21 protein-coding genes and 1 other RNA gene are annotated in these 21,461 nt (G+C 46.3%); 10 read left to right on the top strand and 12 right to left on the bottom strand.

The window, feature by feature from the left end:
* Positions 1 to 67: 67 nt before the first annotated feature.
* From QUA78_RS06220 to QUA78_RS06200, 5 genes are all read right to left on the bottom strand, one after another.
* Entirely contained in the window at positions 68 to 643 is a 576-nt protein-coding gene (locus QUA78_RS06220; protein WP_333301905.1) for a Uma2 family endonuclease, read from the bottom strand.
* A gap of 34 nt (positions 644 to 677) precedes the next feature.
* Positions 678 to 1,121: a hypothetical protein gene (locus tag QUA78_RS06215; RefSeq protein WP_333293517.1), complete on the bottom strand. Its 444-nt coding sequence runs from the start codon at positions 1,119 to 1,121 to the stop codon at positions 678 to 680.
* A 198-nt stretch (positions 1,122 to 1,319) separates the two neighbouring features.
* Positions 1,320 to 1,700, bottom strand: coding sequence for a phasin-related domain-containing protein (locus QUA78_RS06210; RefSeq protein ID WP_333301904.1), 381 nt, complete (start codon positions 1,698 to 1,700; stop codon positions 1,320 to 1,322).
* Positions 1,701 to 1,723: 23 nt separating this feature from the next.
* Positions 1,724 to 1,820: signal recognition particle sRNA small type (gene ffs / locus QUA78_RS06205), an RNA gene on the bottom strand.
* A gap of 23 nt (positions 1,821 to 1,843) precedes the next feature.
* Positions 1,844 to 2,110 (bottom strand): YciI family protein, encoded by a 267-nt coding sequence (locus tag QUA78_RS06200; RefSeq protein ID WP_265234333.1) that lies wholly within the window; start codon positions 2,108 to 2,110, stop codon positions 1,844 to 1,846.
* A gap of 120 nt (positions 2,111 to 2,230) precedes the next feature.
* Here QUA78_RS06200 and QUA78_RS06195 point away from each other — a divergent pair, with 120 nt between their 5' ends.
* Positions 2,231 to 2,785 (top strand): 2'-5' RNA ligase family protein, encoded by a 555-nt coding sequence (locus QUA78_RS06195; RefSeq protein WP_333301903.1) that lies wholly within the window; start codon positions 2,231 to 2,233, stop codon positions 2,783 to 2,785.
* A 132-nt stretch (positions 2,786 to 2,917) separates the two neighbouring features.
* Here the strand turns inward: QUA78_RS06195 and QUA78_RS06190 are convergent, their stop codons facing one another.
* Positions 2,918 to 3,604, bottom strand: a complete 687-nt coding sequence (locus QUA78_RS06190; protein WP_333301902.1) for a ComF family protein — start codon at positions 3,602 to 3,604, stop codon at positions 2,918 to 2,920.
* Positions 3,605 to 3,676: 72 nt separating this feature from the next.
* On the opposite strand from QUA78_RS06190, the gene QUA78_RS06185 reads away from it, so the two are divergent.
* Entirely contained in the window at positions 3,677 to 6,151 is a 2,475-nt protein-coding gene (locus QUA78_RS06185) for a putative PEP-binding protein (protein ID WP_333301901.1), read from the top strand.
* 375 nt (positions 6,152 to 6,526) lie between these two features.
* Positions 6,527 to 6,973 (top strand): hypothetical protein, encoded by a 447-nt coding sequence (locus QUA78_RS06180; RefSeq protein ID WP_333301900.1) that lies wholly within the window; start codon positions 6,527 to 6,529, stop codon positions 6,971 to 6,973.
* Positions 6,974 to 7,242: 269 nt separating this feature from the next.
* Here the strand turns inward: QUA78_RS06180 and QUA78_RS06175 are convergent, their stop codons facing one another.
* A complete protein-coding gene (locus QUA78_RS06175; protein WP_172191775.1) occupies positions 7,243 to 7,530 on the bottom strand; it encodes an RNA recognition motif domain-containing protein in 288 nt (95 codons plus the stop codon).
* A 635-nt stretch (positions 7,531 to 8,165) separates the two neighbouring features.
* The gene (locus tag QUA78_RS06170; protein WP_333301899.1) at positions 8,166 to 9,731 is read right to left on the bottom strand and encodes a methyl-accepting chemotaxis protein; all 1,566 of its coding nucleotides are present in this window, start codon (positions 9,729 to 9,731) and stop codon (positions 8,166 to 8,168) included.
* Positions 9,732 to 10,095: 364 nt separating this feature from the next.
* On the opposite strand from QUA78_RS06170, the gene QUA78_RS06165 reads away from it, so the two are divergent.
* The 3 genes from QUA78_RS06165 (at position 10,096) to QUA78_RS06155 (ending at position 11,102) form a co-directional block, all read left to right on the top strand.
* The gene (locus tag QUA78_RS06165) at positions 10,096 to 10,419 is read left to right on the top strand and encodes a hypothetical protein (protein WP_333301898.1); all 324 of its coding nucleotides are present in this window, start codon (positions 10,096 to 10,098) and stop codon (positions 10,417 to 10,419) included.
* A gap of 218 nt (positions 10,420 to 10,637) precedes the next feature.
* Positions 10,638 to 10,760, top strand: a complete 123-nt coding sequence (locus QUA78_RS06160; protein WP_333301897.1) for a hypothetical protein — start codon at positions 10,638 to 10,640, stop codon at positions 10,758 to 10,760.
* 84 nt (positions 10,761 to 10,844) lie between these two features.
* On the top strand, positions 10,845 to 11,102 hold the full coding sequence (locus QUA78_RS06155) for a transposase (protein WP_333301896.1): 258 nt from the start codon (positions 10,845 to 10,847) through the stop codon (positions 11,100 to 11,102).
* A gap of 144 nt (positions 11,103 to 11,246) precedes the next feature.
* Here QUA78_RS06155 and QUA78_RS06150 read toward each other — a convergent pair whose 3' ends face one another.
* Complete coding sequence (locus QUA78_RS06150) at positions 11,247 to 11,465, bottom strand: hypothetical protein (protein ID WP_333301895.1); 219 nt, start codon at positions 11,463 to 11,465, stop codon at positions 11,247 to 11,249.
* 164 nt (positions 11,466 to 11,629) lie between these two features.
* On the opposite strand from QUA78_RS06150, the gene egtC reads away from it, so the two are divergent.
* The 3 genes from egtC to egtD all read left to right on the top strand — a co-directional run bounded on the left by egtC (position 11,630) and on the right by egtD (position 15,149).
* Complete coding sequence (egtC, locus tag QUA78_RS06145; protein WP_333301894.1) at positions 11,630 to 12,418, top strand: ergothioneine biosynthesis protein EgtC; 789 nt, start codon at positions 11,630 to 11,632, stop codon at positions 12,416 to 12,418.
* Positions 12,390 to 13,706, top strand: coding sequence for an ergothioneine biosynthesis protein EgtB (locus QUA78_RS06140; RefSeq protein WP_333301893.1), 1,317 nt, complete (start codon positions 12,390 to 12,392; stop codon positions 13,704 to 13,706). Before egtC ends, QUA78_RS06140 begins: the two co-directional genes overlap by 29 nt.
* Positions 13,707 to 14,102: 396 nt before the next feature.
* Positions 14,103 to 15,149, top strand: coding sequence for an L-histidine N(alpha)-methyltransferase (egtD, locus tag QUA78_RS06135; protein ID WP_333301892.1), 1,047 nt, complete (start codon positions 14,103 to 14,105; stop codon positions 15,147 to 15,149).
* A 192-nt stretch (positions 15,150 to 15,341) separates the two neighbouring features.
* Here the strand turns inward: egtD and QUA78_RS06130 are convergent, their stop codons facing one another.
* From QUA78_RS06130 to QUA78_RS06120, 3 genes are all read right to left on the bottom strand, one after another.
* A complete protein-coding gene (locus QUA78_RS06130) occupies positions 15,342 to 15,953 on the bottom strand; it encodes a hypothetical protein (protein ID WP_333301891.1) in 612 nt (203 codons plus the stop codon).
* A 412-nt stretch (positions 15,954 to 16,365) separates the two neighbouring features.
* A complete protein-coding gene (locus QUA78_RS06125; RefSeq protein ID WP_333301890.1) occupies positions 16,366 to 16,680 on the bottom strand; it encodes an RNA-binding protein in 315 nt (104 codons plus the stop codon).
* 755 nt (positions 16,681 to 17,435) lie between these two features.
* Positions 17,436 to 19,118, bottom strand: a complete 1,683-nt coding sequence (locus QUA78_RS06120; protein ID WP_333301889.1) for a tetratricopeptide repeat protein — start codon at positions 19,116 to 19,118, stop codon at positions 17,436 to 17,438.
* A gap of 374 nt (positions 19,119 to 19,492) precedes the next feature.
* Between QUA78_RS06120 and QUA78_RS06115 the strand changes: the two genes are divergently transcribed.
* Positions 19,493 to 21,220 (top strand): pseudouridine synthase, encoded by a 1,728-nt coding sequence (locus QUA78_RS06115; RefSeq protein WP_333301888.1) that lies wholly within the window; start codon positions 19,493 to 19,495, stop codon positions 21,218 to 21,220.
* The last annotated feature ends 241 nt before the right edge of the window (positions 21,221 to 21,461 follow it).

The following is a 21,461-nucleotide window of genomic DNA, read 5'->3' as shown; positions in this document are numbered from 1 at the left end:
TATTAGCCGTTGAGCGATTCACCTTTAAATGCCGTTAGATGCAATATTCCCTATACTCAACTGTAACTCACGGGCGATCGAAACTTAACAGCCCAAACAAATCATCCGCCGACATTTGCAAATCCGACAGCACATCGATCACAGGTAAAATATCCTGATTCTCCTTCGCCTCTGGTTGCTGCTGCGGTTTAAAAACAAGAACTAATTTTTCTTCCGGGTCAATCAACCAACCCAGTTTAGCATTGTGATTTAAGCAAAACAAAATATTATTAATGACCCGAGTTGGATTTTGATCCGGCGATAAAATCTCAATTGTCCAATCCGGCACAATTTCAAACCTGTTTTCTACTTCTCCCTTAGCATTGAGAGGAATGCGCGACCACTCAAACACTGCTATATCTGGAACAAGAGAACGTCCCCCAAAAGTGCAGCGCAATTCTGGAAAAGCATAAGCTAACTTCTGCGGTTTGCCAACTCGATTAATAACAGATGGAAACTCGAATTGTAACGTACTGTGTTTTCCTTGCGGCATATCTTTTTGATAAATTTGACCGTCAACATACTCGCTAGCCGGCTTAGTCTCTGGCAATAGCAGAAACTCTTCCAGAGAAATCTTTGACGGAGACTGAATTGACGTTACCATAAGCCATTAACCCCTCAACAACTTAACTGCCGTCTTAAAAATTCATATCGCTGTCAGTTTCCCAATCCGCACAACTCTCCGATTCCACACCGGTAGGGTGCATCGCACAAACCAACAAATTTCCCCCGTAAACTTGACCGTGATAGTTGCGACAACCGCGACAAGCCGGCTGCTGCGTCGGCGAAGGGTCTACATAAGTCACCATCGACAAATCTATCTCATCAAATTGCGGGTCGAAGTCGCGGCAAATTTCAATTATCGGTTCGATAAATTCATTAAATAAACCGTCAAATTCATTGAAATAACCGTCAATGTCATTAATCAGATTATTTTGTACTTGTTCTGTAAACTCTTCCGACATTTTTGCCAAAACGTCCAGCATTTCGACAAACTCTTCGCCCATTTCGCTGAAAAAATGCTCTACTTCAGAAACAGCATTTTCCATTACTCCAAAAAAATCTTTAGACCAATCTTCCATGAATTTGAGAGCTTGCTATTACAAAATATTTTACAGACAGGTGCAGCCAGCCTCATGCGAAGCGATCGCACCTACTTTCAATTCTATTACCTATTGCCTGATATCCGTCCACATCTGACAGGGGAGATATTCAAAAAGGGAACTCAAGAGTATAATCCTGAGTTCCCTTCCTGCTTTGCTGAGCGAGCTTTTTTTTGCTTAATCCCGCTTTAGCCGCCGCAATTCCTCTTGTAAATTCTGCACCTGTTCGCGGAGCTTGTCTACTCCACCTGTCTCTTTAACATCTTTTGCCGAAACATCTTCTTCCTCAGAAATAATTTCAATCCGCCGAGGTTCAGCCGATTTTGGCTCCCGGGCCGATTCTACGGGAGGCTGCTGCTGAGCCTGTTGCACCATATCATCAACAAAGCGGCGAGCTTCTTCCGTTGACATCTCGCCCCGCTTCACCAATTCGTCTGCCAGCTTTTGGGCTTCAGTGCGTAATTCAGTTAACTTGCTGCCAGCTTTTTCACCAGCGTAGGAAGCTAGCCCGACACCAAGGTAAACTGCTTTTTGTAAAATATCTCCGAAACCAGGCATAGGAGCTACACCTCATAAAACTGGGTGAACCGGAGACCACGCCTATTACAAGCATCCCGTGTTGCTGCTACCTTCCGGTCCTGACAAGATTTGGGCGTTGGAATCGCGTGGATCCAGTTCATTTACCAGTATAACACAGTTATTTATTCTTCAACCACACACCAGTGATAAATTTCATAAATAACGCAACCGTTCTTCACCAGGGGGTCTTCAGCGACGATCGCCTTCGCCTCATCCATCGAACCCGCCTCAAACATCAACATACCGCCGCCGCGCCGCGCCCAGTAGCCAGTTTTCGCTCGGTGTCCTTTAGAAATCAACTCTCGGACATAAGCTCTGTGAGCTGGCACGTATTGGTCAAATACAGGCTTTTCGACAATTCCTTGCTCAATTTTGACAAACCAAGGCATTTTTATTTGGGATTTTAGATTTTATATTTTAGATTGGGAATGGGTGATCGGCAATGGGATCTAGGGCAAATGCTCTATATTCCATTTTGCACCATCCTTTCTTAACTGCGATGTTATCCGATGAACCAGTCAAAACAGCGATTTTTTATTGCCCTAGTGCCGCCTCCCGATATTGAACAGCACATTACTGAGATTCAACAGTATTTTGCGGAACATTACAACAGCCGCGGTGCTTTGAATTCGCCGCCGCACATCACGCTGCAACCTCCTTTTCACTCGTTAGCGGAGGATGTTCCCAAATTAGAGGAAAGTTTGAACCAGTTTTCTGTAAACCGGCGGCCCATTCCCGTTACTCTATCCGGTTTTGCTGCTTTCGCGCCCCGCGTCATTTACGCTAATGTTGTCAAATCACCCGAATTGCTGGAGATTCACAAAGATTTGATGAGTTATATCGAGGCAACTTTGGGAATAGTCGATCGAGTTTCTCAGACTCGCGCATTTGTACCGCACATGACAGTGGCTTTTCGCGATTTAACTAAGGAGAATTTTCAAACGGCTTGGTTAGAATTTACAGGGCGATCGCTCAACTTTGAGTTTACCGCTTCGGCGTTAACTTTACTGCTTCACGACGGCAGCCGGTGGAACATCAGCAACCAATTCCCGCTTTCCGCCTAAACCCTCTCCCTTCTCTTTCTTCGTGTCCTTAGCGTCTTCGCGGTTCGTTTTCCCAAAAAAATCTTATTAGCAAATCCTGATAAATATCATTCCCTCACTACAAACCTGTTTAAAATTAAAGCCATTCACAACTTACCGATTAACCTTATTCGGAGTTGCAAGTGCCACAGTTCCGTAAACCGAAATTCCCGACTCTTCTAATATTTTAATTGCCGACTTAACCGTAGTACCGCTAGTGTAAATATCATCAACTAACAGCACGCCAGCGCGCGGGCGCCGGCGACGAAAATCTTTCCCCAAACTTAAAGCATTTTTCATTTCCGCTTGCCGCTGCTGTGGCGTCAGATCGAATAAAGCCTGAGTATTTTTCACCCGCTCCAAACCGTGCCGCTGCAAAGGCAAACCAGTCAGCTCGCAAAAACTTTCAGCCAAAAGTTCCGCCTGGTTAAAACCGCGCTCCTTGAGCTTTTCTTGATGCAGGGGAATCGGTACAACTGTTAAATTTTCTATAGCTAATTCGGGAAAACTCAGCCAAGCTTCTGCCAGCCAGCCGCCTAGAGGTTTAGCTAATTGCGGATTGCCGTCATATTTCAAAGCTGCGATCGCCCGTTTGAGAGCCCCGCGGTACTCACCCCATACAAAAACACGCTGCTCTGAATGCCAAAATCGGCCGGGATCGGTTAACTGACATCGCTGAAGTTGCTTGTGACAGTAGGGACAAAACTCTCCGGCGGCCGGTCGCTGACAAAGAGGACAGTTAGACTTAAGAAATAGATTGAGAAAAGATTTGACTAATCCCGTCCATTTTCGCTGGTTCATCCTAAAATTGGGGTAAGTGATTAATGGGAAAAACTATCAAATTCAATCTGTTTCCACGGACAGGCTCGCAGCGTGAAAAACCTCTACTGGTTAGACAAAATTCAACATTCAGACCGAGATGCAGTGGGAGAAAAAGCATTTTACTTGAGCTGTTTGCTCCAGAAAAAGCATCCGGTTGTACCGGGTTTTGTCGTGCCGGCTACAACATTCTGGCAGTTTTTAGAGTCGATCGACTGCCTAGAACCGCTGTTTGCTGACTGGCCACACTCTTCCCTGCACTTGAATGTCGATGAACCCAGACAACTGCAATCGATCGCCCGCAGCATCCGCCACCAAATCCTCGCCGGCAAACTGCCAGATTCACTGCTCTCCACCCTAGAGTCTGCTGTTTCTCAACTCAACTCAAACTCCAAAGCCTTAATTTTTCGCCCTGCCCTGGCTTCCTGGAACCCGAAAACAACCGGAATCCTGGAAGCTCACGCAGTACGGGCAGAACCAGAAGCCATTGGGACCGGACTCAAACAAGCTTGGGCAGAACTGTTCAGAGCCCGAAGTCTATTTTACTGGCAGCGGTGCGGCCTGCTGGTACAGCAAATCAATCCCGCAGTTTTGGTGCAGCCACTTCAAGGCGCGATGGCTGCGGGCGAGGTGAAAACTAACGCGGGTGCAGCGTGGGAAATCCAAGCCACCTGCGGTTTGGGAATGTCCCTCGCTAGGGGAGAAACCATCCCCGATTACTATCAAGTGCAGCCGGAAACAGGCGCGGTTAAATTCCAGCGGCTCGGTTACAAAACATTAGCGTACAATCTCAAAGCTGGTGAGGAAGAACCGACAAAAAAACTGCCGACTGACAATTGGGCTGCTTTCCCAATCCCCGAGCCTGCATTTCTAATTCCTGATTTTGCTGACAGTTGCGTGGAAGTTTTAGCGCTGGGAGAAGAAGCACAAACTGAATACGTTTTAGAGGAATCGCAACTCGAAAAAATCATTGAATTGAGCAAAAAAGCGATCGCAGAATTTGACTCGGATTTAATTTTGGAGTGGACGCTAAACCAGACAGCAAACAGCAGCGAACCGCAGTTTTATTTCACTCAAGTTCGTCTTGTGAAAGGGGAAAAAGTCGCGCCGGTAGAGGTAAATCCGATCGCCCTCCCGCACCCAAACTCGATCGCGCCAGCCAGAACTCCTGCGATACTCAGAGGTTTGGCAGCAGCATCAGGAAAAGCCGAAGCAATTGCCCAAGTTATGACTAATTCTCACCCAGAAAACGCGGAATTCTTAGCCGGAGGCATTTTGGTAGCCCGGGCAATCGATCCGAATTGGCTGCCTTGGCTGAAAGTTGCTGCTGGGGTGGTTGCGGAACAAGGAGGCATGACAGGCCACGGCGCCATTTTAGCGAGAGAATTGGGGATTCCCGCCGTTGTGGGAGTGGTCGGGGCCACTCGGGCGATCGCCTCGGGCGATTCCGTGTTGGTAGACGGCGATAGCGGAGAAGTTTTTGCCCTCGCCCAACAGGATGCGATCGAGATAGCAGACAGCCGCCGACTTCTGGACAGAGCAACAAATGCAGATACATACAGTACAGCAGCCAAAATGTCAATAGCCAAGCACCAATCTTCAACCTCAGATCGATCGTCCAATTCCGGGCATAAATCTCGACAATCTGAGTCTGCCGAATATGTTTGGGGCCCACCAACGGCGACTCAACTGCTAGTTAATGTCAGCCAAACAAGTTCGATCGACCGCCTCAAAAATCTGCCAATAGACGGCATCGGATTGCTGCGATCGGAATTAATGGCATTGGAAGCTTTGGACTGTCAAAACCCCAAACTTTGGTTGCAAAACGGGCGCAAATCGGAATTTGTCGATCGCATGGCGGATTGCCTCAGTTTATTTGCTGCTGCCGTTTCGCCGCGGCCGATATTTTATCGATCTCTCGATTTGCGCGAGTCAGGCGCCCACGGCAGTTTCAGTTATACCTTTGAACCGGAGTTATTTGATTGGGAACTGTGCGTACTTCAAAAACTCTGCGAGTCTGGCCATACAAATGTTAATTTAATTTTGCCTTTCGTGCGCTCGGTTGAGGAGTTTATCTACTGCCGCCAGCGCTTAGAAACTATTTGGAAAAACCGCTCATCCGAATTTCAAATGTGGATTATGGCGGAAGTTCCTTCAGTGTTATTTCTATTGCCAGATTACGTAAAAGCAGGAGTTCAAGGAATTTCCATCGGCACCAACGATTTAACCCAATTGCTGTTAGGCATTCACCGCAACTCCGAACAGGTAGCAGGTGCTTTCAACGGGCGCGATCGAGCACTGATGAGGGCGATCGAACAATTAATCCTTCAGGCCCGGGCCGCCGGTATTCCTTGCTCGATCTGCGGCGACGCTCCAGCTTTGTATCCCGATACAGTTGAATCCTTCGTGCGGTGGGGGATTTCGTCTATTTCGGTCAATGCCGATGCTGTAGAACAAACTTGCAGGGCGATCGTCCGCGCCGAACAGCGCCTGCTTCTAGAAGTCGCTCGATCGATAATTAACAATTAACCAGTCCCCGACGCACTTTACCTCAGAAATCCCGTTTCTACTCTAAATCATAGCTTTGGCAAGCAGCCACCCGCTCAGAAACCGGGTTTCTAGACAACCCGTGCGTCCAGGACTATTAACAACTACAGAAACCAGGTTTTAAATTAGATATAGCAACCGCCCAGACGGTGAGGACATTTTTAATTGGTGAAACCCTTGCTTTTATTGCTTCTGCCTTCTTCCTTCTTCCATCGGACTGACATCCGTTACATCCGTTACATCCGTCGAGCGAATCCGTTGCCGAACTTCTTACTTCTTTTTCCTTCCGCTATCACAATATCTGATTTTAAAGCTAGGATAGAAATATAACCAACACTTGACCTGGAGGTACAAACAGTGAAATCAAAAATTATTGCAACCGTAGCAATACTTGCCGCCCTGGGCTTTCTTCATCCCCATCCAGCATTATCTCAACCTGCAACTGACGGTGGCACAAAACCCGGATTCTGGCAACCTCAAGCGCAGGTTGACAATACTCGCAACATTACCCTCAGACTGTTAAATGAAACTGGATTAAACCTAGAATACGGTCAATCAGGTGCCAGCTTGTCATCCTTGCCCGTCGGAGCCAGCAAAAACATCATTGTTCGCATCAGCAATCGCACCGGTGACATTGCCAATATTCCGATTAATGCCACCGGAGGAACCGCAACTTTGAAATACGACTATAACGTTGACTCGCAGACAAACATTGTGACGATTCGCATCACCAGATCAGACCCCCGCACTAGGCAAGACCGATCAGTTTATATTGATGAAAAAGGGCGAGTTTACTCTTTCTAAGACTAACGCTCATCAACCCGGTTTCTCATGATAAATTTTGCTTTTAGCAGCGAGGTATCGCGGCAGAAATCGGGTTTCTAGACTAGCGTGCATAAATTCTGTCTTTCTCAAAAAGTTATGAATCAAGTGCAGCCCATCAAGAAGCGATATTTTTGTGCAGCGGATTTGACATTTCATCCCCAAAATCAACTGCTGCTTGCAATTCGGCGCTAGTGGCGCACTGGTGCATCAGGTGGGTTTCGAGAGGATGTCAACCGCCGCATCGCAGACTAATATCCGTCGTTTCTCTTGATACCTGCGCCTCGATTTCCCTCTTCTTTCGGTTTAGCTTTGTTCACTCGCAAGGGGCGCCCCATCCACTCTGCACCGTCTAATGCGGCAATTGCAGCGTCTTCTTGGGCATCCTCCATCATCTCAACAAATGCAAAACCGCGCATCCGACCGGTTTCCCTGTCGGTAGGCAAGACAACTCGCTTGACCGTACCGTACTCTGCAAATACTGCTTTCAGGTCTTCTTCGGTGGCGCGGTAAGACAGATTTCCAATATAGATAGTCATGTCGATCGAACTGAACTTGTTGTGCTATACATAATAACCGGTTAATTTAACTCTTAAGTGCTATCTAGCATACGACTGGACAATCGAATCTGACTAAAAGGGTTTGCCACATTCACAAACCCTTTGTACTGGCTGCAATAGTTAGTTCGATTAAAAACAAGCTCTCACTCACCGTTCGAGTGAGTGATTAGATGAATTTTGAGGCGGTGAGGAATCCCACCTCGGAACAATATTTGATTTTAATCAGATGAGTGATTTGTGGGCGACGAATCGTCAAGTATCTTCGGAAACAAAGCGACTAACAAGGTATAATATATGGGGTTAGTCCCCGCCACGATCGTTGATATAGCGGTTCTCAACTTTCGTGGGGTACTGGCTAGTTAATTACCAATTTCCCACTTCTTCAATTCTTTAATCTAAAATCTAAATTTGTACCTCACTCACTTGAGAATTGCTATACACATCTATACAGCCCTTTGAGGAAGCCTACTTGACATCTCCCCAGCCCTTCCATAGACGGCAGATGTCACTTTCAATCCTTTGACAAAATTGGAAATTGGAAATTGGAAATGGGGAATTGGGAAAATTTTCTCCCCATCTCCTTAATCCCCAGTTGAGGATATTACTTTTCTCAATTAAACTACAGATTTGAGCTTTAAAGCCGCTTTGTTAAGTGTTTGAGTGCCAACTCGACTTTGGGTAATACCGCTGGCTGTTTCCGCTGCTCCTTTATTCAGAACATTCATCGCATCTACCACTTGCTCAATAGCGCTCGCCTGCTGTTTGGTATTCAAATAAATTTGCTGACTGCAGACAACAACACTGTTAATTGCATTAGCAACATTATTAAAAGTCTCCGCCGTACCTTCAGTCAACTTCAGGCTCTTATCTAAAGTTTTATTACCCTCATCTGTTACAATCACTGTCTTATTAATGGCATTCTGAATATCGTTTACCAAATCATTAATCTGAGCCGCCGATTTCTTGCTTTGATCTGCCAGTCTGCGAATTTCCCTCGCCACCACCCCAAACCCCTTTCCTTGTTCTCCGGCGCGTACTGCTTCCACTGTAGCGTTAATTGCCAGCATATTAGTTTGATTAGCCAAATCGCTCACTAAATTAGTAATATTAGCAATCTGATTGGTTTGCTGGCTCAAATGTAAAACTTGCTCGGCGATCCCTCCGACTTTTTCCGTCAAAGTCAACATTCCCTGCTGCGTTGTCTGCACTACTTTACTGCCTTCTGCTGCCATGTTTAAGACATGACTGGCATTCTCAAGGGCTGATTCGGCTTGCATAGCTGATTGCCTCGATGATGCGCCCAATTCATCCATTGTGCTAGTTGTTTGATTGACAGAAGCAGCTTGTTGTACAGCAATACGTTCCTGTTGCTCTATGGTAGCAGCGATCTCGGTGGAAGAACTGACAATCATATTAATAATACCTTTCAGGGCCTTATCTAAAGGTTTGGCGATCGCTATACTTAAAGCTATTCCTAAAATAATCGCCGTTAGCGGTCCAACTGTCATACCCAGTAATACAGATACTTGAGTTTTACTAATAGCATTTTCTGCGCTTTTATAAGCGTTGTCAGCTTGTTTTTTGTTAGAAGTAGCAACTGCTAAGGTTGATTTTTCGGCTTGAATAAATTTAATGCGAATTACCTTAGCTTGCTGACTAAGTTTATTCAAGAGGTTACTCGCTGTGTTTGCTCTTGTCATTTCTGGTGACTTACTTTTACCTAGCTTAATTAATTCTATTTGCAAAGCCAAAGGATTCAAAATTCCCTGTGTTTCAAATTCTTGATTAATTCGTAGAAGTTCTTGATCTTCCTGCTTCCAATCCTCCCAATACTTAAGCATTTGTTGATATAGTGCATCTTCCTCTGAGGTACGTGGAGTGGCTTCGTATGCTTTAAACCCATCTTGAATCTGCTGCCAAGCCTTGTCCATTCTGTTTAAGGCATCTTGCCTTTCTGCTTGACTGAGTGCCGGATTAATTAGCGCTCTCTCGGATGACTCAATTTGGGTTTGTCCCTCGTTAATTTTAAATAATCCTTCAATACTCGGTAAGTTATTTTTACCTATAGTATCTATGTGTTGACTGAGATTAGATGTTGAGATCCATCCTATCCAGGCAACTAAAAATACTAAAAGTCCCATAATCATAAACGCACCGATCAGTCTGGTTTGTAAATTCATTTTTCTCAACATAATATTTTTGCTTCTTTCTACTACAGTGATCCTCGCTGGAGTCATGAACACATATTGTATAGTATAGTCTTTCTCATGTAGATGAATTGCCCGTCAAAAAGGATACGCACTCCAATTAATTTTCAATCGCGCTATAAAAAGGGCGGGGTGCAGTCTCCTTTTTGACAATTTCTGTAGACACCCAACTAGCCAATGAGCTAGACTTAAGTCAAGGAGTTGAGTGTAAAAATGTTGGTATTGGAAGCAAAACTGGAAGGAACGAAAGAGCAGTACGAAAAGCTGAATGAAGCTATTCGCACTGGTCGTTTTGTTCGGAACAGTTGCCTGAGATACTGGATGGACAACAAGGACATTGGTAAATACGAGTGAAGTGTATATTGCGCTGTACTGGCAAGCCAACTTGAGTTTGTTAAAAACCTCAATTCTATGGTACGTCAAGCTAGCGCTGAAAGAGCATGGTATGCCATTTCTCACTTTTATGAAAACTGCAAGAAGAACAAACCAGGGAAAAATGGGTATCCTCGGTTCAAAAAATAACAAATACATGGTTCTGTTGAGTCCGAAACCAGTGGATGGAAGCTTTCCGAAGAGCGGCGATATATCACTTTCTCTGGCGATTTTAAAGGGGAAACCTTTAAAATGTGGGGAACCAGCGATTTGCATTTCTATCAATTGAAGCAGATTAAGCGTGTCCGCGTTGTGCGTCGTGCAGATGGATACTACGCTCAATTTTGTCTTGACCAAGAACGCTTGGATAAACGTGAACCAAGTGCCCATAATGTCGGTATCGATCGAGGATTAAATCACTTATACACTGATTACGGCGGGTAAATAGTAGCCAATCCGCGTCATCTTCGTAAATATGAAAAGTCTTTGAGGCGACTTCAACGTCGTATGTCTAAGACCAAAAAAGGTTCCATAAATAGAGCTAAGTTTAGAAACAAACTGGCTCGAAAACACCTCAAGGTAAGTCGCCGTTTCGTTAAGACTTTGCTATCAAAACGGCAAGGTGCGTAGTGATGTCCAACGACATAGTGGCGTATGAGGAATTGAAGGTGCGAAATATGGTGAAAAATCGATATCTTTCTAAATCCATTTCTGATGCAGCGTGGACTCAGTTCCGTAGTTGAGTTGGTTGAGTATTTTGTGAAGAGTAGTGGGGTGGTAACAGTTGCTGTACCACCCCACGACACTTCACAAAATTGCTCGAATTGTGGGGAGGTCGTCAAAAAGTCTTTAAGCACCAGAACACATACTTGCTACCATTGTGGACACACTCAGGACAGAGATTGGAACGCTGCACGAAACTTTTTAGAAAAAGCATTAAGTCCGGTGGGTCACATCGGAATTAACGCCTAGGCGTGAGACTGACCAATACTTGGGTGAGGAAACTTTTTTCAGCAAGTCAACTCGTAGAAACAGGAAGCCCAAAGAGCGATCTTTGGAATCCCCCGCTATATTCGGTACCCCGAATTAGCGGTGGGAGGTTGTCAATGCTTTTCCTTAGTCGATCGAGATTGACTGAGGCCCCGTGCTTTTACCGTTGGTGGCTTCGGCTGGGGGAGTAGTGTAGGAAGTTGAACCGGCTTGCCCGTCGATCCAACTTTTAACGGGCTCTTCGTGAAGGTTGAGTCGAAGCAGGCCAGAAAAAAATCCGCCAGTGAAGGCGATCGGCTGTTGGATCAATTCTTTGGCCATTGGGATGAGTTCATCGAGGAACATTCAAGAGTCTCCTTGTGCTGCTGGGGTTCTACCTTAACTGTACCGTTTGTACTGCGATGCTGGCAGCGGTCTACAAAAAACCCTGTTCCCAGCGCTGAAGATGCGCGATGGCTAAGAAGCCGGCTAATGGCCTACAATGCTAATCAAATTGCTGCAAAAATTTTATGTGCCGTTTGCTTGGCTACCTCGGCGGGCCGATTTTACTCGATACTATTCTGTACAAGCCGGAACATTCCCTAATTGTACAGAGTTACGAGCCCCGCGAAATGACTTCTGGCGTACTCAATGCTGACGGTTTTGGTATTGGTTGGTATCACCCGCACCTAGATAGTGACCCGTTTACCTATAAAAATGTACAGCCAATTTGGAGCGACATTAACCTTCCGAGTATCAGTCGGTACGTTGAATCCGGATGCGCGATCGGATATGTTCGCAGTGCAACTTCAGGACAAGCTCTAGATTTGAGCAACTGTCAGCCGTTTCAGAACGATCGCCTGCTGTTCGTACACAACGGCTTCGTGAAGAATTTTCGGCAAACTCTTTACAGACCAATTCGCGATCGGCTCAGCGATACGCTTTATCAATCAATTAACGGCACTACTGATTCAGAGCATATCTTCGCCTTGTTTGTCAATGAATTGACAGCCGCAAATCTAACTCTAGAAGCTGCTTTGCAAAACTCGCTGAAAACTTTGGCAGAGTTAGCAAACTTTCACCAAGTAGAATTTTCAGCTAATATAATTATCAGCGACGGACACCAGCTCGTTGCCTCTCGCTTTGCTTCCCAAAAAGCCCCTCCTTCCCTCTATTGGGTGCGAGACGATTTAAATTTCCCGGATTCTGTCATCATTGCTTCTGAACCTTTATTTGCTGGTAATTGGCACGAGTGTCCAGTCCAGAGCATTATCAGTACCGGAGTAGATCGTGATATCCAAATCTATCCAATCTTGTAGAGAGGCAATTTATAGCGATTTGCAGCAGTGTCGCAGCGGCACTTTCAAGCTATTTACAGGCATCGATTATGATACTTTCTGCAGCCAAGCTCATCCTGATTTCAGTCCGGTTGGCTGGCACTTAGGTCACATTGCTTATACTGAGGATTTGTGGCTGTTGCAGCGGTGTGCTGGGTTGAAGCCAGTCTTTCCTGAGTATCACCAACTGTTTGCTGCTGATATTTTGCCGAAAAAACAACGGGTTTTTCTGCCGACGTTACCTGAAGTTGAATTATATCTGGACGCGGTGAGAAAAAAGGTGTTAGATTATTTGGAAGTAGCGCCGATCGACGAGCAAGAACGTCTCTGGCGGTTTATTATTCAGCACGAAAGCCAGCACTGCGAAACTGTTGCTTTTGTGTTGCAAATGCAAAGGAAGAAGGAAGAAGGAAGAAGGAAGAAGGAAGAAGGAAGAAGGAAGAAGGAAGAAGGAAGAAAGAAGAAGGAAGAAGGAATATTAATGCCCCATGCCCCGTTCCCCATGCCCCATGCCCCATGCCCAATTACCGATTCCCCGGTGATTGAAATTCCGGGCGGGGAATTTTACATGGGAAGCGATGCTGCTGAGGCTTTGGATAATGAGCGATCGCGCCACCTATGTTATTTAGAAGCATACTCGATCGATCGCTATCCCGTCACTTGCCGTCAATACCGAGATTTCATGGAATCCGGCGGCTATCAAAACCCTGATTGGTGGTCAGCGGACGGCTGGAAATGGCTGCAATCTCATTTAGTCGATCGACCGCTTTACTGGTCAGAAAATCCAGCTTTCAACAACCATCCAGTTTGCGGCGTGAGTTGGTACGAAGCCGAAGCTTACTGCAACTTCACTGGCAAGCGTTTGCCATCGGAAGCCGAATGGGAAAAAGCTGCGAGTTGGGATGCCAGAAATCAAACGTATCGCATCTATCCTTGGGGAGAAGAACAGCCAAATGGCAGTCTGTGCAATCACGGAAATAATATTGCAAATACCTCGCCAGTTGATGCCTTTCCCAAAGGAGCAAGTGCGATCGGCTGCTGGGATATGTTGGGCAATGTTTGGGAGTGGACTGCTTCAAGCTTTGACGCCTATCCGGGATTTGAAAGTTATCCTTACAGGGGATATTCTCAAGTTTATTTTGATGGAGAACACCGGGTTTTAAAAGGCGGGAGTTGGGCGACTTTTCCGCAGGCACTGCGATCGACCTTTCGCAATTGGTACTATCCGGGCGTGCGGCAAATTATTGCTGGTTTTCGGTGCGCTAAGTAGTTCGCTATTTCATTAGAATGATCGAGTGCACGGCTCCGTGCGCTCCTTGATTCGTAGTGAGGACGAAAGTCCTCAATAAACTTGCTCGGACTTTAGTCCTCACGACTAACTTATCACGTTTTTTTTACGCATAGCATATAAAATAATTGATGGGCAATCAGGGACGAGATTGTTTGCTAAATACAAAAGTTTTTACCAGGTAAAAACATTAAATAAAAAAAGTTTTGTAAATTATTTGAGAATTTGAGTTGATAATTTTTAAGTTGTAATTGTGGATGCGATCGCCATCCGGTGAGACAATACAGAACGCAGAGCCTCATGAAAAATCCGACTTGAGCGCGATATTTGGCAACGCGACTGCGTGCTATACCCATATGTGCATCTAAAAATTACTTTATGAAATCCCCAAGACTGCCCGACACGAAAAACTCAGCCTCAACGAAAGAAAAGCGGCTGCACTTAGATCGATTGGTGAGCGCTGCGGCACCGACACCCGCAGAAATTAATGCTGGCAGCGATGCAGTTAGCGGGTTGACTCAAAACCCCAAATCCCTGCCTCCAAAGTATTTCTACGACGATCGCGGCTCAAACCTGTTCGAGTTGATTTGCCAGTTGCCAGAATACTACCTGACACGCACTGAGACGGCGATTTTGCAGGGGTGCGCGGGGGCGATCGCCAATTTAACGGGTTCCTGCCAAATTGTGGAACTCGGCAGCGGCAGTTCCACCAAAACTCGGATTCTCCTTGATGCTTACAGTCAACTGGAATATCCCCTGCACTATTTGCCGATCGACATCAGTCCTAGTATCCTAGAAAGCAGCGCTTGTCAACTGTTGGCAGATTATCCGTCGCTCCAGATTCACGGACTTGTCAGCACTTACGAATTAGCCTTAGCTAAAATGGCACCCTCGCCGTTGCCAACCCGAATGATTTGCTTTCTAGGCAGTACCCTCGGCAATCTCAACGCTCGAGAATGCGATGTATTCTTCTCGCAAATTGTCGGTGCATTGCAGCCGGGAGAGTATTTTTTGCTGGGAATTGACTTGGACAAATCTAAGGATATTTTAGAGCCTGCCTACGATGACAGCCAAGGAGTAACGGCGGCATTTAACTTGAATATGCTGCGGCATTTAAATCGGAGGTATGAGGGGAATTTTGATTTATCACAGTTCGAGCATTGGGCTTTTTACAATCAAGAGGAATGTCAAATTGAAATGCACTTAAAAAGTAAAAAAGCGCAAACAGTGCAGTTGCGTGCTCTCAATTTAACCGTTGAATTTGCAGCGGGAGAAACTATCCGCAGCGAAATATCGCGCAAGTTTAATTTGAGTATTGTAAAGCAAGAACTTTCGCAGCGCGGTTTAATGCCGGTGCAAGTTTGGACAGATCCAAATCAGTGGTTTGGCTTGATGCTTTGTCAGATGTCAGATGGTAATAAATGAGTTCTTCAGATATTACCCACAGTCAGGACACGGCAGTGCGGTGTCCCTACAAATCGGGCGATGGCGGGCGAACCGCGCAAGCTAGGAGGTTTTGGGGTAGGGACACGGCACTGCCGTGTCCTCTATTTCTGTGTTGTCGATGGTTCTGAATTCAGCCTATCCTCTTAGCAATTACCAATTCCTCATTACCAATTAACAAATCGGCCGCTGTCCGGGTTTTACGGCGTGAATGTACTCGCTGCCCGAGGTCGGCCATCCCCGCTTGTAATAGGCTTCTTCCGGCTTCCCCCAGCCCAACTGCAACAAAATTTCCAGAAAATCCAACTTTTCCCAGTTCGAGAGACTGGCCCATTCTGTGCGCTGGGCTAGAGCCTCTACATCAACCGGCTCTATCGATCGAAAATCCTTCCCGCTGTTAATGCTTAAATACAAATCCATCCCCGCCGTTACATCCTGCCAGAATTCCAACATAGAAATCTTAGCTGCCTTCAGCGTTATCAAATCAACCGGTAGAGCTATTAATTCGTCATCCACTGCCGGATAGCGTAGAGTATTGCCTTTAACCGCCATTTCCCGCCAGACAATCCCAGAAACTTGATGTTCCCGCTGGTATTCGTGCACGGCAGCCTTAAAATTTTGATAGGCAGTGAACTTCTGAACGCCCTCAGATTTGAGAAAGCGGTCAATCACGGGGTTGCCTGTAGCAGGGGTTTGAGTCAAGTTGAGGCGCCGCCCATGCAAGCAGGCTTGGCGCTCTTCTTCGAGGATTTTAATGAGTTCCGCCGTGCTGTAGACCTTGGACATCTTTATTCAGGCAAAATCAAGATATTTGCTGATATTCGGCTGGTTTTCTCAACTAATCTTCGGTAAAGATAGTTTGGTTGTTCGGGACAATATTCAGTTTTGCCGTTATTCTAACTTTTCTTTGTGCTTAATTCTAGTTTGATAATTTACAGGAGTCGATCGCAGAAATCCCGACAGCCTCTTAAAAACAGAAGTTAAGAGGATACCGAATCGCGAACTAGACTAAAAACTCCACCGCAGACGTACCTCGCGCGATTTTTTGCCAAAAACAAAGCCCCCTCCTTTGAGGGGGCAAAACTGACTTAGAGGTTTGCGAGTTTTATTTGGCGAGTCGAGAGAACAACCCCAAAAAAAAGCAGCATTCGCAACTGCCATCAACTACCAAAACTCAAAAAATTTTCAGTCTCAAAGCTTAGTAGCGTCCGCGTGAAGAGCGATCTTTGTCGCCCCAGCCACCGCCGCCGCCCGAGGAGCGTTTGTTGTCTTCGCGAGGTTTGGCTTTGTTGACTTTCAAGTCGCGGCCCATCCACTCAGCACCGTCTAAAGCTGCGATGGCTGCTGCTTCTTCAGCCTCGCTTGCCATTTCCACAAAAGCAAAACCCCGCATCTTGCCTGTTTCCCGGTCCATTGGCACTTGGACGCGGCTTACAGTACCGTATTCGGCAAATACTTCGCTGAGGTCCTCTTGTGTTACATCATATGAAAGATTACCCACGTAAATCGACATAAAATCTCCAGAATCATTAGGGTGCAGAGATTTAGATTCGGAGAGACGCTTGTAAATAAACACCAACAAACTACGCAACCGAATTTAATTCTTGGAAAACCACTATAACATGAAGCCAGCAGAATCAGCAATTGGCTGTCAGAATTTTCAATTTGGGGTGCCGTCGGGCAATCGGCAACAGAAAGTATTCGTGATAATTGACATCTGACACTTTTGGTATCATCAGCTTGGTTTCTTGCTGCAGGATCGATCGCAGAGCAAAGATTTTTTGTCGCTGTTACCCGGTTGATTCGGTATTATTGAGAACAGTGCGCGATCTCAGTTATAACTGACATCACGCATTTTTCTGGAACAGGCAGGTATCCTGCCTGTTCCACCAGATATCAATATTTTTAGTCGCAGATTCATCTTCTGATTAGTTAATGTTTACCGATAATTCATATTATTTCCTATCGAAAAACCTCACTACAAATATCAGGGTTATTTTACCGGACACGATATTATTACTTCGTCGATCGAATTTCATCTGGATATAACAATACTATTTAATTTGTCAATTAGATTTTTTTATGCACCGCAGAGGGCGCAGAGTACGCAGAGGAAGAGAAAAGAGGGAAAGTTTTATGAGTGTTCGCTGTCAGAGAACAGCACAGCTTATATCTCACAGCGAGTGTCCCGCTAGCGAACAAGATATATCTCGCTTCGTGCTCTGACAGCGAACACTACGAAAGAAAGCTATCATTGGGATGCTGCCATTACCACTTTCCTGACATCGCGCCCTTCAGTCTCAATTCTTCTCGATTGACTAGAGCTTCGTAGTAATCTGGTTTGATTTCCAGGGCGACTCCGTAAGAGGTAATGGCATCTTGAGTCCGCTGCAATTTTTGCAAAACGTCGCCGCGCTGCGCCCAAGCTTCCCAGTTGTCGGGCTTGAGTTGAATCACTTGGTCAAAAGCGACGAGTGCTTCGGAATAGCGCTGCATTTTCTCCAGGATTAAACCTCGCTGCACCCAGCCTTGATAGCTGTCGGGCCAGATAGTAATTGCTCGATCGTATGATGCTAGAGCTTGTTCGTACTGCTGCAAATTTGAGAAAACGTTGCCGCGTTTCAACCACGCTTCAAAATTGTCGGGCACAATTTTAATTACGCGGTTGTAAGCTGCGACGGCTTCTTCGTAACGCTGCAATTTTTCCAGCGCCGCGCCTTGCTGCAAACCTACTTTTGATGTAATTTCTGCTTCCGAACTCAGAGAGATTACTTTATCAAAACAGGCGATCGCCTCTTCGTATTGCTGCAATTTTTCCAGAGCTTCGCCTCGCAAATTCCAAGCTTCTAGAAAATTACCTTCAATTTGTAAGGCATTGCTGTAAGCGATAATAGCCTCTTTGTAGCGTTCCAATCCTGCCAGGGCGATGCCTCTACCCAGCCAAGCTTCGGGGAAATTCGGATTAATTTGAATGGCTTTGTCAAAAGCAGCGATCGCCCCTTCAAAATCTCTCGATTCTGACAGTGTTTGACCGCGCCCGATCCATGCTTCGGGATAAAAAGGATTAATTTGAATTGCCCGATCGAAACAAGCAATTGCTGCATCGGGCCACTGGTATTGGAGGGCCATTCCTTTATAGAACCAAGCTTCGCAGTCGTTGGGCTGCATTTGCAGTACGCGATCGTAAGCTGTCACCGCTTCTGCATATTTGTGCAATTTTGCTGAAGCAATACCCCGATTGAACCAAGCCAGACTATTTTGCGGTTTCAGTTGAATGGCGCGATCGTAAGAAGTTACAGCTTCAGCGTAGCGTTCCGCCTTCATCAAAGCCAAACCTCGGTTCAGCCAAGCTTCCCCATTGGTCGAGACGAGTTTCAGGGCGCGCTCGTAAGCCGCCACCGCATCAGGGTAGCGCTCCGCTTGCAGCAACGCGTTGCCTTGCCGGCACCACATCGCGGGCAAATTCGGATGAATTTGGGTCGCTCTTTTGTAACAGCTTGCTGCTGTATCCCACTGCTGCAATTCTTCTAATACTCTGCCCCGCTGATACCAAGCTTCGTGCTTTTCTGGATTGATTTGAATTGCTGTGTCTAAAGCTACGATCGCTTCTGAGTGATTCTGCAAACTTAACAGCGCTGTCCCGCGCAGCATCCAAGCCCAATATTCTTCGGGATTAATTGCAATAACTCGATCGCAGCAGACTACGGTTTCTGCGTAGGAGTGCAGTTGCTTGTAAGCTTTGCCCAGATTTAGCCACGCCCGCGCCCCGTCCGGGTTAATTTGAACCGCTTTTGCGTAGCAAATGATTGCCGCTTCGTACCTTCCCGATGCGTACAATCTATTGCCCCGATCGTAATCGGGAAATGCTGCAAAAGTTCTAAAAATCGGCGGCAGCAGGGCGGGTTGGGGGTTGGAGGAGTTTTCTGTAGCCGAAGTCGAGAGGTCTGGCATACGCCTTGCACATAAAAAATTTAGTGGGATAACAAGCTTGCGGTCTTATATATTAACTTATGCTTTTCTTAATCTCGCTGCTGTTTTGAAACAAATTTAGCATATCAGGCTTGGTGCGACAAATCATTTTTACTTAATTCGAGTAGGTATAAAATTATGCACCCTTCCCACTTTCCGTACACCGCTGTAACATACGGTCAGTCGATTTTCGATTTTCGATTTTCGATTGACTCGACAGATGAATCTGGGAGCTTGAACCAGAGTCTAAAATTTTGATCTCTCCACAACGAGTGTCGGAAACTTGTATCCGTTTTTGGGCGGGGTCAGGACACAAGCACATAATTTCCTCATTCAGGTTTAAAACCAAATTTAAGATGCTAGAGTTGGACGCGCTTTTAGATTTCACGGACTGCGATCGGGAGTCGATCGACTCACACCCCAATTATTGGTACGAAGGTCGTTGTCCTCAAAGCGGCGAGCTGGTGAGACTGCCGCGCACTCGAATGTCCGAGGATCTCGCCCGGGGTTTGATGCAGTACCTTGCTGCTGACGGTGCCTACGATCGCGAGGGCAAGATGTACGGCATATTGCTGGTGGAGATGCCTTCGGGGGAACAGCGGATGCTCAAAGCATTTTCCGGGCTGCTGAACGGTTGCAGCATTGTTGAAGGCTGGGTGCCACCGATTCCGGGACGAGATCGAGTTGCTTTCGAGGAAGCCCGCACCTTAACTCAATTGGAGGCGATGAAACAGGAACTGATTGCACTGAATCAACTCCCGCAGCGACAAGAGTATGAAGCCTTATTTCGGGAGTTTGAATTGCAATTGCAAGTTTTGAGCGATCGGCACCGCAATTGCAAGCAGCAGCGAGACGAAAAACGCCAGTTACTGTGTCAAACTCTCGCCCCAGAAACACTAGAAATTGCCCTCCAACAACTGAATCAAGAAAGCCGTTTGGAGAAAATTGAACGCAGACAATTGAAACGGCAGCGGGATGAAACTTTGCAGCCGCTAAAACAATTAATTGAAGCTGCGGATCGGCGGATGCGGGCGCTGAAACAGCGGCGAAAAGAACTTTCCCGCGAACTTCAGACGCAAATGCACGCGGCTTACACTCTGGTGAATTTTTTGGGGAAATCGCGATCGCTCTCCTCATTGATGCCAACTAATTCTATTCCCACTGGCACCGGCGACTGCTGCGCGCCAAAATTGCTCCACTGCGCGGCCGCAAACAATCTGAAACCGCTGGCAATGGCTGAGTTTTGGTGGGGGCCGCCATCGGGGGATAAGATACAGGGAGAATTTTATGGCGCTTGTGGCGATCGGTGTCAGCCGTTGATGGGTTTTTTGCTGTCAGGATTGGCTCACAATCGGACTGTTTTTAATATAAATGAGGGTGTGACGGGCGGGCTAGAAGCCCACCCCACAAGCAATATTATTGCTTGTGGAACGGGCATCTTGCCCGTTACGCAAATGCTACCGATTATCTATGAAGACAAATGGTTAATTGCCGTCAATAAACCTTCTGGGTTGCTGTCAGTTCCAGGTCGTTATTTAGATCATCAAGATAGTGTTTTTAGTCGTTTGCGTAACTTGTTGCCCGATAGTTGGGATTTGACGGCGTTGCATCGTTTAGATTGGGAAACATCGGGTATTTTGCTATTGTCGCGGGACAAAGAAACTAGCAGTCAACTCAGGCAGCAATTTGCACAAAAGCAGGTTCACAAAGTTTATGAAGCGGTGCTTTCGGGTACTGTAAAAATTGAGGCGGGGACGATCGATCTCCCACTTTGGGGCGATCCAGACAATCGCCCTTACCAGCAAGTCAATTGGGAGTGCGGAAAGCCCAGCGTTACTCGCTTTCAGGTAATGGCGAAACAGGGAAATTGGGATCGCGTCGAGTTTTTGCCGCTGACGGGACGCACCCATCAATTGAGAGTTCATGCAGCGGATATCCGAGGGTTGGGGATACCGATTTTGGGCGATCGACTTTACGGATGTCGGGCTGCTGCGAACCGGCTACACTTGCACGCGCGGGAACTTTCCTTTGAGCATCCGCAGTTGGGAGAAACGCTATACCTAAAGGCAGAAACACCATTTTGAACTCAGGGCGATCGGGCAACGATCGATATCTGTAGAATAATCAGTATAGGAATCTCAACTCGCTTCTCTTCAGGAAACCTTAAAATGGTACAGACTCCCACTAAAACCCTTACCCTAAAAGAGTTTCTGAAGCTGCAGGAGACGGAACCCGCCAGCGAATACATTAGACCTCTTGCAAAAAAAATCTATGCTATAATAGAAGGTTTTCAATTTAATCCCCCTAGAGCTAACTCATAATTAT

It is taken from the genome of Microcoleus sp. K4-B3 (assembly GCF_036704615.1).
Classification (GTDB): domain Bacteria; phylum Cyanobacteriota; class Cyanobacteriia; order Cyanobacteriales; family Microcoleaceae; genus Microcoleus.
This window is presented reverse-complemented; position numbering and strand designations above follow the sequence as displayed.